Annotated in this window: 14 protein-coding genes; 8 read left to right on the top strand and 6 right to left on the bottom strand. The window is 60.5% G+C overall.

Features of this window, described 5'->3' with window-relative positions:
- Window positions 1-161: 161 nt before the first annotated feature.
- From CR254_RS00375 to CR254_RS00340, 8 genes are all read left to right on the top strand, one after another.
- Window positions 162-914 carry a gamma-glutamyl-gamma-aminobutyrate hydrolase family protein gene (locus CR254_RS00375; protein WP_097927834.1) on the top strand — a complete coding sequence of 251 codons (753 nt, stop codon included), beginning with the start codon at window positions 162-164 and terminating at the stop codon, window positions 912-914.
- A gap of 14 nt (window positions 915-928) precedes the next feature.
- On the top strand, window positions 929-2,305 hold the full coding sequence (locus CR254_RS00370) for a hypothetical protein (RefSeq protein WP_097927833.1): 1,377 nt from the start codon (window positions 929-931) through the stop codon (window positions 2,303-2,305).
- 31 nt (window positions 2,306-2,336) lie between these two features.
- On the top strand, window positions 2,337-4,130 hold the full coding sequence (locus CR254_RS00365) for a sensor histidine kinase (RefSeq protein ID WP_097927832.1): 1,794 nt from the start codon (window positions 2,337-2,339) through the stop codon (window positions 4,128-4,130).
- Window positions 4,131-4,164: 34 nt separating this feature from the next.
- Window positions 4,165-5,505 carry a sigma-54-dependent transcriptional regulator gene (locus CR254_RS00360; RefSeq protein ID WP_097927831.1) on the top strand — a complete coding sequence of 447 codons (1,341 nt, stop codon included), beginning with the start codon at window positions 4,165-4,167 and terminating at the stop codon, window positions 5,503-5,505.
- A 237-nt stretch (window positions 5,506-5,742) separates the two neighbouring features.
- Window positions 5,743-6,744, top strand: a complete 1,002-nt coding sequence (locus CR254_RS00355) for a DctP family TRAP transporter solute-binding subunit (RefSeq protein ID WP_097927830.1) — start codon at window positions 5,743-5,745, stop codon at window positions 6,742-6,744.
- Between the two features lie 103 nt (window positions 6,745-6,847).
- On the top strand, window positions 6,848-7,555 hold the full coding sequence (locus tag CR254_RS00350) for a TRAP transporter small permease (RefSeq protein ID WP_097927829.1): 708 nt from the start codon (window positions 6,848-6,850) through the stop codon (window positions 7,553-7,555).
- Window positions 7,555-8,952 (top strand): TRAP transporter large permease, encoded by a 1,398-nt coding sequence (locus tag CR254_RS00345; protein ID WP_097927828.1) that lies wholly within the window; start codon window positions 7,555-7,557, stop codon window positions 8,950-8,952. The genes CR254_RS00350 and CR254_RS00345 overlap by 1 nt, the downstream gene beginning before the upstream one ends.
- A gap of 109 nt (window positions 8,953-9,061) precedes the next feature.
- Window positions 9,062-9,646, top strand: coding sequence for an exopolysaccharide biosynthesis protein (locus CR254_RS00340; protein WP_097927827.1), 585 nt, complete (start codon window positions 9,062-9,064; stop codon window positions 9,644-9,646).
- Here CR254_RS00340 and CR254_RS00335 read toward each other — a convergent pair.
- The 6 genes from CR254_RS00335 to CR254_RS00310 are packed head-to-tail and all read right to left on the bottom strand — an operon-like array spanning window position 9,643 to window position 15,547.
- Window positions 9,643-9,915 (bottom strand): amphi-Trp domain-containing protein, encoded by a 273-nt coding sequence (locus CR254_RS00335; protein ID WP_097927826.1) that lies wholly within the window; start codon window positions 9,913-9,915, stop codon window positions 9,643-9,645. The two genes, CR254_RS00340 and CR254_RS00335, sit on opposite strands and share 4 nt — an antisense overlap.
- 14 nt (window positions 9,916-9,929) lie before the next feature.
- Entirely contained in the window at window positions 9,930-11,249 is a 1,320-nt protein-coding gene (locus CR254_RS00330; protein WP_097927825.1) for a metallophosphoesterase family protein, read from the bottom strand.
- Between the two features lie 28 nt (window positions 11,250-11,277).
- Complete coding sequence (locus tag CR254_RS00325) at window positions 11,278-11,976, bottom strand: histidine phosphatase family protein (RefSeq protein ID WP_097927824.1); 699 nt, start codon at window positions 11,974-11,976, stop codon at window positions 11,278-11,280.
- Window positions 11,969-13,045, bottom strand: a complete 1,077-nt coding sequence (locus CR254_RS00320; RefSeq protein WP_097927823.1) for an HprK-related kinase B — start codon at window positions 13,043-13,045, stop codon at window positions 11,969-11,971. The genes CR254_RS00325 and CR254_RS00320 overlap by 8 nt, the downstream gene beginning before the upstream one ends.
- A complete protein-coding gene (locus tag CR254_RS00315; RefSeq protein WP_097927822.1) occupies window positions 13,042-13,920 on the bottom strand; it encodes a GAK system ATP-grasp enzyme in 879 nt (292 codons plus the stop codon). The genes CR254_RS00320 and CR254_RS00315 overlap by 4 nt, the downstream gene beginning before the upstream one ends.
- On the bottom strand, window positions 13,913-15,547 hold the full coding sequence (locus CR254_RS00310; RefSeq protein WP_097927821.1) for a phosphotransferase: 1,635 nt from the start codon (window positions 15,545-15,547) through the stop codon (window positions 13,913-13,915). Before CR254_RS00310 ends, CR254_RS00315 begins: the two co-directional genes overlap by 8 nt.
- Window positions 15,548-15,562: the final 15 nt, after the last annotated feature.

The following is a 15,562-nucleotide window of genomic DNA, read 5'->3' as shown; positions in this document are numbered from 1 at the left end:
ATAGCAGGCTGGAAAGCGGCTGCTTTCCGGCTGCTATGTGGCTGGCAGATTTTGGGCGATTATAGGACGCAATGTTTCGCGATCCGCATCTCGACGCGCTTGGGTCGGGCGGCTATGCTGCGGCGCATCCAATCCAGTGCAGGCCCAATGCAGGAGCGCCCATGTCTCGTCCGGTTATCGGAATTCTCGGCAATAGCCATTTGATTAACGATCAGTACGAGGTGCAGGGCGTCGGCGCGATGAACATTGCCGCCGTGGCCGAGGTTTGCGACGCGATCCCGATGATGCTGCCCGCCGACCCGTCGATGGTCAGTGTTCAGGATGCGCTGCAAGTATGTAGTGGCTTCGTTTTTCCGGGTGCACGGGCCAATGTGCATCCTGATGAATATGGCCACCCCGAAACCGAGGCGCATGGCACATTTGATCGCGCGCGTGACGGGCTGGCCCTGCCGTTGATCCGTGAATCTGTGGCCCGTGGCATTCCGGTTCTGGGTCTGTGCCGTGGCTTTCAGGAGCTGGCGGTTGCCTTTGGCTCAACCCTGCATCCTGAAATTCGCGACATTCCGGGTCGGCTGAACCACCGGATGCCCCCCGATGGCACGGTGGAGGAGAAGTTCGAGAAACGTCACTGGGTCACGCTGAACGCGGATGGTCCCTTTGCGCGGCTGTTCGGTGCAGCGGAGGTGTTTACCAACACTCTGCACGGGCAGGGGATTGAGGATGCAGGCGCACGGGTTGTCGTGGATGGCCGCGCCCCTGATGGAACGGCCGAGGCGATTTATATCGAAGGCGCACCCGGATTTGCCGTGGGCGTGCAGTGGCACCCTGAATATGAGGCAGGGCAGGACCCCGTTTCGCGACCATTATTCGAGGCGTTCGGGCGGGCTGCGGCCGGTCTGCGCCGCGTCGCCTGATCTGATCGCGAAGCATGGCACGTCGTAAGCGGATTGCACCGCCGCCGGTCTGGCTCGCGCCTATGTTGGGCGCGTTGCTGGTTATTTTCATCACCATTGGCGGGTTGTTGCCTGCAGTTCCGCTTTCCTTGGGCGAGGCGGCGGAATGGCGTCGTGCGCTGGGCGGGCCGATCCTGCCGTTGGACGCGCCGCCGCTGGGCAGTTGGCTGATGCGGGTTGCGCTGTTCATAGGTGGGGATGCTATGGCGTCGCTGCGGATTTCGGCCTTGGTCATGGCGGGGGTTCTGCTGGGCTGTCTGGGCCTGCGCAGTCATGTCGCGTTGATCGCTGGGTTGAGCGCGCCGCTGTTCTGGTGGCTGATCCTGTCAGGGTTGAGCACCGGTGTTTTGCTGGCCGCCGCCGCGCCGTTTGCTTTGCTGCTGGAACGTGCCGCCGCGCCGCGCCCCAAGCGTGAGAAGGTCGCCCCGTTGGCGCCGTGGCTATGGTTGGGTCTGTCCGGTGCGTTACTCCTATATGCCGAGCCGCTGCTGATCGCGCCCATGGTTGCGCTGTTCGGGTTGCTGTACTGGCGGGGTACGGCGTGGCGTGGGCCGGTTCTGTCGCTGGGCACGATGGCGTTGATGATGCTGCCCTTTGGCATTTGGTGTGCGGCCACTGGTGGCGCGCCGTTGCTGGGGCTTATCGCGGATCGTGGATCGGTTGCGTGGTGGGAAATCGCCTTGGCCGCCATTGCGCTGGGTCCGTTTTTGTTGAGCGGGTTGCGCGGGGCCACCGATGCGTTGGCGGTGTGGATTTGGAGCGTCATCGCACTGGCGCTGCTGTTGGCGTTGCTGGAGCGGGGCGATCCTATGTTGATGGCGGTGCTGATCGCGCCGCTGGCCCTGCGTCAGGCGGATAGCACGCTACGCGGGCCTGCCTTGATCGCGTTGAGCGGTATCGGGGCCTTTACCGGATGGGCGCTGATGGTCGTGTCGCTGCTATATGCGGGATATGGCGCGGGATTGCCTGCGGTGACGGACCCCCATGCAGCGCGCCGTGCGGATGCGGCGTTTTGCGAGGATATTCTGCTGACATTGGAGGAGGAGGGCGCATCGGCCATGATTGCCGCACAGCGTGCGCCCCTGCTGCCCTGCGCATGGCAGGGTGGTTTGGCTGAGATGCCTGTAATCGGCCTGTCCGTGTGGGATCAGCCGCTGCCGCTGCGTCAAATGCAGGGGCCGCTGGCGCTGGACGATTACGGCGTTTTGGTTGCGTTCTGGCCGGATGATGGCGCCGCATTGGCCGCTGAATTTGCCGAGCGGATTGATCTGGGCGAACGTGCTGTGGCGGATCATGCGGATAGCGAACGGCGCTATTCCCTGTGGTTGGTGCGCAACTGGACCGGTAGGTGACGCGGCTATCGCGTCGCGATAGGGTCACGTTATGAAATTGCGCGCGACATCGTTGCTAGGGCCGGTTGCGGGGGTCGTTCTGGCCGCCGTCATGGTCATGGGGGGCGTGTTTGTCACGGCGGAGCGGTATTACCTGAACCAGTTGGCTGAGGAGGCGGGGGCCTCGATCGAGTTGCAGCGCGAAAACCTGGCCGGTTGGTTGGGGCGGTTTCGCGCCTTGCCTTCGGTTTATTCGCGGCATCCTGCGCTGCTGGCCGCATTGGATGCGCCCGATGATGGGGCGCTGCGCGATCGCCTGAATATCTTGCTGGAGAGCTGGACCTATTCCACCGGTGCCGAGGAAAGCTATCTGCTGGGCATTGATGGGCGGGTTTTGGCGAGCTCTAGCGGGGATACGCGCGCGGGGCGTAATATGGGCCATCGTCCCCATCATTTCGAGGCGATGCAGGGGCGATTGGGGCGCTGGTTCGAGGTGGACGCCCGGACCCGTTTGCGCGGATACCATTTCAGCTTTCCTGTTTGGCGGGGCAGTGAGGTTGCCGGTGTTGTCGTTGTGACCGCGAATGTCGGGGATATGGAGGACGAGCTGCGCCTTAGCCCTGATGAGGTGTTCGTCACCGATGCGCGCGGGTTGGTAGTGCTGTCAGGGCATCCCGATTTGCGCCTGACCCAGATTGGATCGTCGCGCGACGGGTTGGTTGTGCCGGTGGCGGGGCTGACGACTGACCTGTCCGAGGGGGAATTTGAGCTGGTGCGCGGGCGGGCTGATCGCTCGGACCGCAAGGAGCAGGAATTTGTGCATCTGGTCCGGCCCGTCGCGACCGAGGGTTGGATGCTGCATCTGCTGGCGGCCAGCGCGCAGGCCCACACAAAGGCTTATGTCGTTGTCGCGTTGAGTGGTCTGATCGCCACGGTCATTGCCTTGGCCGGATTGCTGGTCGGGGCGCGGGGCCGCTTGCTGCACGACCGGTTGCTGGCGGGTGAGCGTGAGGGCCGGTTGTTGGAGCGTAAGGTTGCGATGCGCACCGCGGATTTGTCAGCGGCCAACCAATCCTTGGCCCGCGAGGTGCGTGATCGCAGCGCGGCCGAGGCGGAGCTGCGCCAGACGCAAAACGATCTGGTACAGGCGGGAAAGCTGGCCGTGCTGGGGCAAATGTCCACGGCGTTGAGCCATGAGTTCAACCAGCCGCTGACTGCCATCCGCTCCTACGCTGAAAACGCCACCGCTTTTGTGGAGCAGGGGCGTGAGGACCGCGCGCGCGAAAATCTGGAGCGGATCATGCGTTTGACCGCCCGCATGGCGCAATTGTCGCGGCGGCTGTCCAACTTTGCCCGTAAGCCGGCGGAGGGAATGCAGGACGTTGCCCTGACGGATGTATTTGACGAGGCGCTGGGCCTGATGGCCGCCCGTTTGACCCGTGCGGGGGTAAAGCCGCGCATCACCGGATTGCGCAATGGGTTGACCGTGCGGGCGGGGGCCATTCGGTTGCAACATGTTTTGATGAACCTGATCGGCAATGCCTTGGACGCGACGGAGGACACGCTAAACCCCGCAATTGATATCGACATTCGTGAGGATGAGAACGGGGTCAACATTACCGTCAGCGATAATGGCCCCGGTGTGCCCGAGGAATTGCGCGAGTCGATCTTTGACCCGTTTTTCACGACCAAGGAAGTCGGGCGTGGTGTGGGTTTGGGGCTGTCGATCAGTTACAATATCATTCGTGATTTCGGCGGGCGCATTCGTGTGGGTGTATCCGATCAGGGTGGGGCGCGGTTCTGTATCCGGCTTGCCTCGACCGATGAGCAGGTGGCGGTGGAATGATGGGCTTTCAAAATCGCGGTATAAGGGGACCGGCATGAGCGAGCGTGTGATACTGGTCGATGATGAAGCCGATGTGCGCGAGGCGATCGCGCAGAGTCTGGAGCTGAAGGGCTATGACGTTTTGGCGTTGCCCAACGCGATGCGCGCCTTGGAGGTCATCAGTGAGGATTTCGAGGGCTGCATCATCAGTGACATTCGGATGCCGCGCATGGACGGCTTGGCCTTTCTGGATGCGATACGCGAACGGGATGCGGAGCTGCCGGTCATTCTGATTACCGGCCACGGGGATGTGCCCTTGGCGGTCAGTGCGCTGCATGCTGGTGCCTTTGATTTCATCGAGAAACCATTTGAGACGGACCGGCTGGCCGATGCGGTGGCGCGCGCGCTGGGCGTGCGGCGCTTGGCGTTGGAGAACCGTGTGCTGCGATCCGAGCTGGAATCGCGTGATTGGTTGGAGAGTAACTTGGTCGGGCGCGCGCCGGTGATGACCAGCCTGCGCCAGCGATTGCGGACCATTGCGGGCAGTGGCGCGGATGTGTTGCTGCTGGGTGAAACCGGATCGGGCAAGGAGCTGGCGGCGCGCGCCGTCCATCGGTTGAGCGATCGGTCGGAGAAGCCCTTTGTAGCGATCAACATGGCCGCCTTGCCCGAAACCCTGATCGAAAGTGAGCTGTTCGGGCATGAGGCTGGTGCCTTTGCCGGTGCGCACCGGGCCCGCTATGGCCGGTTTGAGCATGCACGGGGCGGCACCGTTTTTCTGGATGAGATTGACGCGCTGCCCGTTGCATTGCAGGCCAAGCTGTTGCGCGTGATCGAGGAGCGCAGCATTGAGCGTATCGGGTCAAACGAGGCGGTGCCGCTGGATGTCCGCTTTGTCGCGGCGAGCAAGGCGAACCTGTCGGCGCGGGTTGATGGGGGCGAATTTCGGGCCGACCTGTATTACCGCTTGGCCGTGGTCACGGTGGAAATGCCGCCGCTATCCGCACGGATGGAGGATGTGCCGCGGCTGTTCCAGCATTTGGTCAATCAATCGGCGCTGCGTCACCGGCGCACGCCCGCGCCTATCAATGGTGAGCTGTTTACCCTGATGGCCGCCCGCGATTGGCCCGGTAATGTGCGTGAGCTGCGCAATGCGGCGGACCGGTTTGTTTTGGGGCTGGATGTGTTGACCTCGGACACGCCACGGCTGGCAAAAAACCTGCCCGACCGGATCGAGAAATTCGAGCGTGCCGCCATTGCCGCCGAGCTGACGGGGCAGGGTGGCAACGTCAAGGCGACCTATGAGGCGCTGGGGATCAGTCGCAAAACGCTCTACGATAAAATGCAGCGACACGGGTTGGAGCGGGAACAGTTCCTCAACACCGGCGAGGACTGAGCGCAGTGTCACCCACGCTACACGCGGCGATTGCCCAGATGGGTAGCGGATTGCCCAGCGGCGCGAAAAGTGGCGAAATTACGCCGAAAATCCTGGATGACTGGTTGACGGAATGACCGTCTGAATGTCCGATTGGCTCACGGTCTTGTGAAGGACCCAGGGCACTTTGCGTGACCTGCCTAAAAATGCGTTGGCGGGCAATGACCCGCCGGACAAATTCTATCCGGGAGGATGACCATGAAATTCCTGATGACCGCCGCAGTGCTTGCGGCCACGACGATGACTGCTCTGCCCGCGCTTGCGAGCTGCGAAGAGGGCGAGATCGTCATCAAGTTTAGCCATGTTACCAACACCGACCGTCACCCCAAGGGCATCGCAGCATCGCTGCTGGCCGAGCGTGTGAACGCTGAAATGGATGGCGTTGCGTGTATGGAAGTATACCCGTCCAGCCAGCTGTATAACGACGATCAGGTTCTGGAAGCGATGCTACAGGGCGACGTTCAGATGGCGGCGCCTTCGCTGTCCAAGTTCGAGCAGTTCACCCGCGTTTTCCGCATCTTCGATCTGCCCTTCATGTTCACCAACATCGAAGCTGTTGACGCATTCCAGGCATCCGAGTCCGGCGAAGCGATGAAGGAAAGCATGGTCCGTCGCGGTCTGCGCGGTCTGGAATTCTGGCACAATGGTATGAAGCAGATGTCTGCAAACGTACCTTTGGTTGCGCCGACCGATGCTGACGGATTGAAGTTCCGCGTTCAGGCATCCGACGTTCTGGTTGCCCAGATGGAAGCAATGGGTGCAAGCCCGCAGCCGATGGCCTTCTCCGAGGTTTACGGTGCATTGCAGACCGGCGTTGTTGACGGTCAGGAAAATACCTGGTCCAACGTTTACGGCCAGAAGTTCTTTGAAGTGCAGGACGGCACCACTGAAACCAACCACGGCGTGCTCGACTATATGGTCGTGACATCCGAGGAGTGGTGGCAGGGTCTGGACGCGCCTGTGCGTGATCAGCTGGCAACCATCCTGCGTGAAGTGACCGAGACACGTAACGCTGAATCCTATGCTGTAAACCAAGCTGCACGCGCAGCAATCGTCGAAGCTGGCGGCACCATCCGTGAGCTGACACCCGAGCAGCGTCAGGTTTGGGTTGATGTGATGCGCCCTGTTTGGGATCAGTTCGTGGGTGATGTCGGTCAGGACAACATCGACGCGGCACAGGCGATCAACGAAGCGCTGTGATCCAACGCGACGTTTCTAACTGAGTGGCGGCCCTTCGGAACACTCCGAAGGGCCGTTTTCAGAAGATGGGTCGCCCTATCCCTTTCATTTCGGAGGATGGACCATGAATATGGTTCCGCAAAGCGGTACGCCAGCAGGGCGTGCGACACGCTTCGTCAGCGCCTTTGAGGAAAACGCGATTGCGCTGATCCTCGGTCTGATGACCATGATTACGTTTGTGAATGTCGTGCTGCGATACGGCTTCGGCTCGTCCCTGCTATGGGGGCTGGAGGTCGTGACCTATCTGTTCGCATGGCTGGTGTTGTTCGGTATGAGCTATGCCGTGAAAATCACCGCGCATTTGGGCGTGGATGCCCTGACCAATGTTTTACCGTCGCGGGGCAAGCGGATTGCGGCCATCGTCACCGCCATTATCTGCGTTGCCTATGCGTTTCTGTTGTTCAAGGGCGCATGGGATTACTGGGCGCCCTTTGCCAATCTGGACCAAACCACGGGTCGCTGGTTCCCCACAGGGTTCAATGAAAACACACGTGAGAACGGCTGGTACGAAACGCAGTTCATCCCGATGCTGGAGTTCCTGCGGTTTCTGGAACCAACGCTGCTGATCGAGGGCGATCCGCCCTATTCCAAGCTGCCACGGGTTATCCCCTATATCATCCTGCCCATCGGCACGGCGCTGTTGCTGTTCCGGTTTATCCAGGCCGCCATTCGGGTTGTGCAGGGCAAGCAGGATAGCCTGATCGTTAGCCACGAGGCCGAAGACGCCGTCGAGGAAGCCGCCGAGAAAATGGCGCGTGAGGAGCGGAACTGATGGAAGTCATTATCCTGTTTTTGGGCATTATCGCCCTGCTGATGATCGGTGTGCCGATCGCGATCGCGCTGGGGATGTGCTCGATCATGTTCCTGCTGGCGTTCAGTGATACGTCGCTGGCATCCATCGCGCAGTCGCTGTTTCAGGCGATGGCGGGGCATTACACGCTGCTGGCGATCCCGTTCTTTATTCTGGCGTCCTCGTTCATGTCGACGGGCGGTGTGGCCAAGCGGATCATCCGTTTTTCCATCGCCTGTGTGGGCCATATGCGCGGCGGTTTGGCCATTGCGGGTGTGTTTGCCTGCATGATCTTTGCTGCGCTGTCCGGTTCATCGCCTGCGACGGTGGTTGCTATCGGTTCCATCGTTATCACCGCGATGCAGAAGGTCGGCTATACCAAGGAATTCGCAGCGGGCGTTATCTGTAACGCGGGTACGCTGGGCATTTTGATCCCGCCCTCCATCGTGATGGTGGTCTATGCATCGGCGACCGATGTGTCGGTTGGTCGTATGTTCTTGGCTGGTGTTATTCCGGGCTTGATGGCTGGCGGTATGTTGATGGTCGCGATCTATGTGGTTGCGCGAATCAAGAACATGCCAAAGGGCGAGTGGCTGGGTTGGGGCGAGGTTCAGGACAGTTTTCGTGATGCGTTCTGGGGCTTGCTGTTGATCGTAATCATTATGGTCGGCATTTACGGCATTCCGGGCATAACCAAGGCACTGTTCACGCCAACGGAGGCGGCTGCGGTTGCGGCGCTGTATGCGTTCCTTGTCGCTAGCTTTATCTACCGCGATATGGGGCCGCTTTCGGCGGCTGAGGAGGGCGGGCGCCCGACGCCGCTGCTGTCGAAGCCATATGCCCTGCTGACCGCGTTTTTCCATGCAGATACCCGTCGGGTTCTGTTTGATGCGGGTAAGTTGACCATCACGCTGATGTTCATCATCGCAAACGCTCTGATCCTGAAGCACGTTTTGACGGATGAGCAGATCCCGCAGCAGATCGCGGAATCGATGCTTGGCCTCGGCCTTGGCCCTGTGACGTTCCTGATTATGGTGAACGTGATCCTGCTGATCGGTGGTCAGTTTATGGAGCCATCGGGCCTGCTGGTTATCGTGGCACCGCTGGTGTTCCCGATTGCCATCGCGCTGGGGATTGATCCGATCCATCTGGGCATCATCATGGTGGTGAACATGGAAATCGGGATGATTACGCCTCCGGTCGGATTGAACCTGTTCGTGACCTCGGGTGTGGCGCGGATGCCGATGATGGGTGTTGTTCGGGCGGCGCTGCCATTCCTGGGCGTGCTGTTCATCTTCCTGATTATCGTGACCTATGTGCCGTGGATTTCCACCTGGCTGCCGACATTGATGTTGGGGCCGGAGATCATAACGAACTAGCGCTGTTGCGATTGAGTGAAACGAGGGGGCGTGCCGCAGGGTGCGCCCCTTTTCCGTTGTCGGAACCATTACACCATGCTGACCGTTTTGCGTATAAAGGAGAACATGGATGGGACAGCAAAATCACCACGCGTTGAGCGAGGTTCTCGATCAACTGGATGCGTCGATTGAGGGGGACCAGATCGCGATTGCCGATGTGATCGAGGCACTGGGCGGGCGGTCCTTTGCGTCGCTGATCCTGGTGTTTTCCCTGATCTCGACCTCTCCGGCCAGTGCGATACCGGGGATCACGGCGATGGTCGCGGTGATCGTGTTCACATTGCTGGTGCAGATGATGGCGGGACGTGATGCGGTTTGGCTGCCTGACTTCATCACCCGTCGGCAGTTGGAAACGGAAAAGCTGCGCACGGGCATTCGCTGGCTGCGCAAGCCGGTGAAATTTGTGGAGCGGTTTCTGAAGGTGCGCCTGACATTCCTGTTCCACCGGCCTTGGCTGTGGTTGCCGCAGGTGCTGATCCTGTGCCTGACCCTGTTCATGCCGTTTCTGGAGTTGATCCCCGCATCAGGCTCTATCGCATCGGCGGTGATCGCATTGTTCGCAGCGGGGCTGTTGACGCGGGATGGTGCGATGGTGATCGCGTCCTTTGTTGTATTGTCCGGCGTGGTGGTTCTGGTTTGGCAGATCGGGTTCTAGGAGGTGATCTGCGGCGTGCCCTTGCTCGGAGCAGGCTGTGCAGGATCAGTCCATGAAACGCGCAGGTTGAACTGGTTTTGACCGTCCTCGCGTTGCGCCTTGATCCGCACGGTCATCAGGCCGCCAGTGTCCAGCACCAACTCCTTATCCCCATCGCCAAGGGTCATTTGCCCCTTTGAAAACCCCTTGGAAAGGGCGGTCAGCAGGGTCTTGATGGTTTTGGCGTCCTCTAGCGATTCATGCGTAAAGCGTGACGTGTCATCAGCCATCTTAGTCACCTTCGTCATATGTAGCGTTCGGGGGCGAAATGTTTGGCCCGTGGGTAATCGCGGCTGAGGCCGATGACATCCCCTGACGGGAAGATCAACGTGGCACCCGCGCCGATGCCGTCCAGCCCCTCTAGCCGCCGCGATGTGCGGTCCAGCGTGACATCGCCCTCCAGATGCAGCAAGCCGCGTTTGGCCAGCAGGCGCTGCCCCGAGTGATTGTTGACATGCCCCTGCACAACCATGTGGATGCCGATCCGGTGCAGGCGGTCCACACCGCGATTGGTCAGCTTACAATCCGAGGGCCGGTATTTTGTCCGCACGAGGTTCGCCAGCGGGCCAAAGTAGAAACCCAGCGAGGCGTTTTTGGCGCCGTTGCGGTAGCGTTCGTTCAGGGCCTGCGTGCCGCCCTTGGCCAGTAGCTTACACATATTATCGCAAAGGCCGGCATGGACGAACAGCATTGAGCCGCTGCGCGCGATCACGTCCATATTCTCGTAAAACCACGCATAGGGGCCGTTGGGGGTAAAGAAGATGTCATGGCATTTCAGCGCCGCCGCCATTAGCTGCCGGTTGGTTAGGCCAGTGATTGCGGCCTCACGATCGAACTGCTCGCGTTTTTCGGCCAGCTTGCGGATTTCCTTGGTGATAACCTTGGGGCGCAATTGGTCGCGGGCGGCGATGGCAAAGCGTTCGGACCAGTCGGGCAGGGGGTGCAGGCGGGCGGAGCAGGCGTCCTCGGACGGTAGGTCGATCATATCCTCGGGGGTGACGTAGCGATCGTAAACCTCGCGCAGGGCAGGCAGGATTTTGCGGCCCATCCGCACGAATAGGTGGTCGGTCAAGGGGGATCGGGGGCCGCGCAGTGCGCCGATGGCCAGCTTCATTCGCAGGTCGTGGTTACCGGCAAGGATGTGCAAATCCGCGCCCGAGCGGTGCAATTCCCCCAGCGCGTCCAGCATGGCGAGGTTGCTAGGCCCCTTATCAAGGCAATCACCGCCCAGAATGATTTTTGCCTGTTGGCCAAATGGCGTCAGGGCAAAGCCGTTGCGATCCGCATTCCGCTGGATCACGCCGGACGCGACGAGGGATCGCAGGAACCCCTCGGCATCGGCATGGGGGTCGGACAGGAAAACCAGCGGCTTTTCCGGCCACTCCCAGCCGCCATGGGCGCGGGCCTTTTTCAGGCAGGCGGTAATCAGTGGGCGGGCGGATGATCCGGCGGAAACGTGCCATGGCTCCAACTGTCGCGGCAGGTCCGTCAGATCAGCGGCGGTGTCGAAAACAGGGGGCAGTAGGCGGGTTGCCGCGTCTGAGGAATAGCTGAGATGATCCACGATGTTGCCCCCGTTGGTGCGGTGCGGATCAGTCCAGCGGCTCCTGCTTTTCAGGTCGGACCTTCCAGTCACCTGCAAAGTGGGACCAATTATCATGCGGACTGTAACAGAACTGTAACGGCCGCGCGTGAAACATGGAAAGTTGTGCAACTTGTGCGCGTTGCAGAACGCCCAGATGATAGGCGGCGTGCCGGAATGATGCGCCGTGCCCGACAAATATGGTCATGCCGCCGGTTTTGCGCGCCTGCATTACGTCGCGCAGAATGTTGGCCACGCGCTGACCCGCCTGCATCAAGCTTTCGGCACCCTCAAGAGGTAGGGTGTAGTAGCTGTCGGATTTCCAGCCTGCGGGCAGGGCGGCGTGGCGTGGATCGGCGGCGATGACTTGCTCAATCTCCGCGACGGTCAGGTTTGCCGCGCTGCCAAGACCACGTTCGGCAAGGTCTGAGCTTTCGCGTATTTCGGCAACGATATGGCCATGGGCGCGCAGGCGGTCCGCGATTTGGGATGCGGTTTGCCAAGCGCGCAATTGGCGTGAGCAGTGGATCACGGGGTTTAGGGCAACGTCTTGCGACCACAGGGCCTCGGCCAACTCATCACCGCAGGCGCGTGCCTGTGACAGGCCTGTGTCGGTCAGGGCATAGGGTTGCCGCGCAGATGGTGCCCCCGCGCGTTGGTGATATTCCCCGTGCCGGACCAGTGTAGCGATATGGCGCGCGTCACCCATCCAGCAAGCGCCGTCCGATTTCGCTGAGCGCATCGAAATCTACGCGACCGGAAACCTCGCTGACGCGGACGTTTCGTAGTGCATCGAGGAAGGGGGCCGCAGTGGGGGTGTTTCCGTTCGGCTCGAACCGGCCATCGGCATGTTGGTGGAACGCTCCCGGGCTTTTCATAATCGCCGAAAGCAGGTCGGGGCGTCGATCCAGATTAACTTCGGTCACGGTGGTTGGCGTTGTCGCCGTGCGCGACCAGTTCAGCACCCAGAAATCGGTCAGCGGCGCGGCCAGTTGCATGCGGTTGGGGCCGTAGATATCTGCAATGAACAGGTCGTATTTATCCTCAAGCGTCCACAGATCGTCGGCGGGCATTGCCTCTAGCTCAGCACGTCGCGCGGGTGTCAGCATGGCGTGCAGGCGTGGATTGCCCAGGATTGTGCCGGGGTTGATCCGTGGATGCTTCGGAATGCCCAAGGCCTGTGCGGGGGTGCCGTCGCGCACCAGCAGCCGGTCATTGGACACGAAGCGGCTATCTGGATGTTCCATCATTTTCAGGACGGAGGTGGATTTACCGCCACCGGACAGCCCCGATATGGCGAGGCTGCGTGTTGGCCCCGCAATGGCCGCCGCATGGCACAGTTGCCACCCGTCGCGCAGGCAGGTGCTGAGGATTTGTGTGTTGATGAAGTTGATGACCGTGCTGACATTTTCGTTCAGCGGGCCAAAGGCAATGGCAACCTCGGGCGATTGAACGAAGGTCACGCCGCTGCGGACCTTTTTGATCATGCGCGCGCCGTCAATATCGGCCACCGCGTCCTTGCGGCCCATTTTGCCGGCATCGCGCGCCCATTCGACCCAATCGGGTTCATTGGGCAAAGTTTGGTCGGGCAGCAGGTGCACGGTGATTTGTCCGGCTGTATCGCTAAGCGTTTCAGCGAAATAATCCGTCAATTCTGTGCGCAATGGCTGCGGGCACAGTACCGTCATGCCGATATCCCCTGCACGCAGGTGAAATGGCGTCGCAGTCGTGGCCGGTGTCAGGTCGAGCTGGGCGATGATGTCTTGGACTGTGGTCATGCGGATACCTTGCGCAAGACATGATCAGATACAAGGGTTGAGGCATCGATGCCGCACCCCTGTAACGCGCCGCGATATCCGCCAAAGGCTGAAACCTCGAACACGATCGGGCCGGTGGGGGTCAGCGCGACATCCACGGTGGTAAAGGTCAGGTCGAATGGTTCCTGGGCCCGTTGGCCCAGCGCGATCAGGTCTGCATCCGGTTCAAAGGGCGCGTATTTTCCGCCGCTATGGATGGTTGTGTTCCAACTGCCCGCCTGCCCAACGCGGCTATAGGTGCATAGATATTCGCCGTTCAAGAACACCATGCCCAGATCCTGTCCCGACAGGTCCATTTTTTGCTGGATATACATCACCGGATTGGCGGAGTGGAATCCGTCGATTTGCGCGGCGGCGTCGGGGCCATTATCCAGCAGCATCATGCCGCGTGCTTTGGTGGAAAACAGTGGCTTGAACACAGCGGAGCCAAAGCGACGTAATGCATCGGCGGCGGCGGCCTTATCCTCGGTTATGATGGTGGGGGGCATGGGGATATCGGCATTGGCCAGCGTGATCGTACAGGCGAGGCGATCCACTAGGCGCAGGATTGCCTCCGGTCTGCTGAAGATGCGCACGCCCTTTGCCTCGGCTATGCGCAGCATCTCCAACCGGTCCAGCGCGTGGGGGGTGTAATTCTCGGATATCTTTTTGATTATCAGGCCGTCCAGCGTGCACAGGTCCACGCCGTCATGCATCAGCGCGCCGGTGGACAGGTCCAGTGTAACATCGCCCATATCGATAACGCGGCGGTATCCGGTCCGCTCGTACAGCGCATCCGCCAATGTTTCGGTGGACCATTTGCCGGGCGTGCCGATGACGCCAATTCGTTTAGTCACTAAACAACATCCTTATGGGAAGCCTGAACCGCGGTTCCTTGCCCTCGGGCACGGCGAGCGCGGATTCCAGTATATATCGGGCGCGCAGGATCATCCGGCGCGCATGGCCGTGATCCATCACGAACCGTGTGGAGCTGGCGAAGGATCGGGCCAAGCCCAGTGCCAGACGGTATTCGAAGGTCGTATCCTTGTGCCGCCGCGCATATTGCGCCGCCATTTTATGCATATCGCCAGCGACCAGTGCGATCCGTGCGCGGGCGCCGGCGTCCAGAATTTGCAGGCGGTAATTCGACACCATAAAGACGGACACGTCCTGCACGTAATCCATATAGCGTGAGCGGTGCAGATCGATGAACCTGATTTTGCGCTCAACCGGATCGTAGATGACGTTGTCGAGGTTGAAATCCCCGTGAATCCAGACAGAGAAGGTGGCGCTTAGCTGGTGTTCCCGTTCGGCGGCGGCGGCGATCAGCCGGTCCAGGCTGTTCACATGCATGCCCTGCACATGTTTGCTTTGCGTCGCATAGGTGGGGTGCAGGCGGTAAACGTCTGGCATCCGCTTTGCCATCTGTTGCATCGCGTGCATCTGCGCGGGCTCATCGGTACGGGTTTGGCGCCAGATGTCGCGCACGGTTTTGTGCAGCATGGATTGCGCATCGGCCAGTTGGGCATCCGATCCGCCCAGCACGATATCCTCGAATGTTTCGCCGTTGAGGTGTTCAATCAGCAGCGCGGCAGAGTCCCCGCGTTTTTCATAGGACAGGATTTTAGGAGCCAGACCGGGATAGACGGAATTCCAGCTTTTAACACCGACGCGCTCCTCCTTAACCTTTTTGCGGTCACCATCCTTGAACACGGCGTCAATCGGCTTGCCCTTGGCGTTGCGCATATTCACGCTGGAAATGGCACTGCCGGAACGGGTATCGGCCAAGGGTTGCAGTGAGATATCCTGATCGTCGCCGCCCACCCCTGCCAGCACGCTACGCAGGGTGAAGTAGCGGTCGAATTGCACGGTTTGGCCAATATTGATCGACAGGATCGCCTCACTAATCGCCTGTAGGGCCTCTCCCATCCGGTAAATCTCATTCGCGGCCAGCAGTGCATGGGCCAGATCGCCCGTATGTTTGCTGTCCTGCATGTCGCGGGTATAGGTTCGGAACAGCTGCTCGTAAAAGCCGTCCAGATCGTTGCGGATTTGGCCGATCTGCACGGCGAGGCGGCTATCGCGGCTGTGCAGGGCGTCATTCACGCGGGTCAGGGTTTCCTGCACCTGCTGGATCGGTTCCACATAGGCGTCGGGGCGCAGCAGCTTGGCCCGCTCTACATTTTCAGCATGTTGCACGGATCGCCGTGCAAGGCGTGAGATCAGGTCCACATTGCGCGCAATCGTATCGACGCCCTGTAGGTGCAATTGGCGGGTCTGGTTGCTTTTACCGCGCAGCATTCCGGCCAGACAGGCCCTGCGCACGCGGGCGGACAGGTTTTGAGAATAGCCTGCACGTTGGACCAGACCCTGTGCTACCTCGGTCCGTGGACATGCGAAGTAATCGCCCAGTCGGGTGATCTGTCCGTCCAGCTCTGCCAATAGGAATGACAGGTTTTCCGAGACCGCCTCAGGCAATTTCATCGTGAACGCTCCGGT

Source organism: Pontivivens marinum (assembly GCF_900231835.1).
GTDB lineage: Bacteria > Pseudomonadota > Alphaproteobacteria > Rhodobacterales > Rhodobacteraceae > Pontivivens > Pontivivens marinum.
This window is presented reverse-complemented; position numbering and strand designations above follow the sequence as displayed.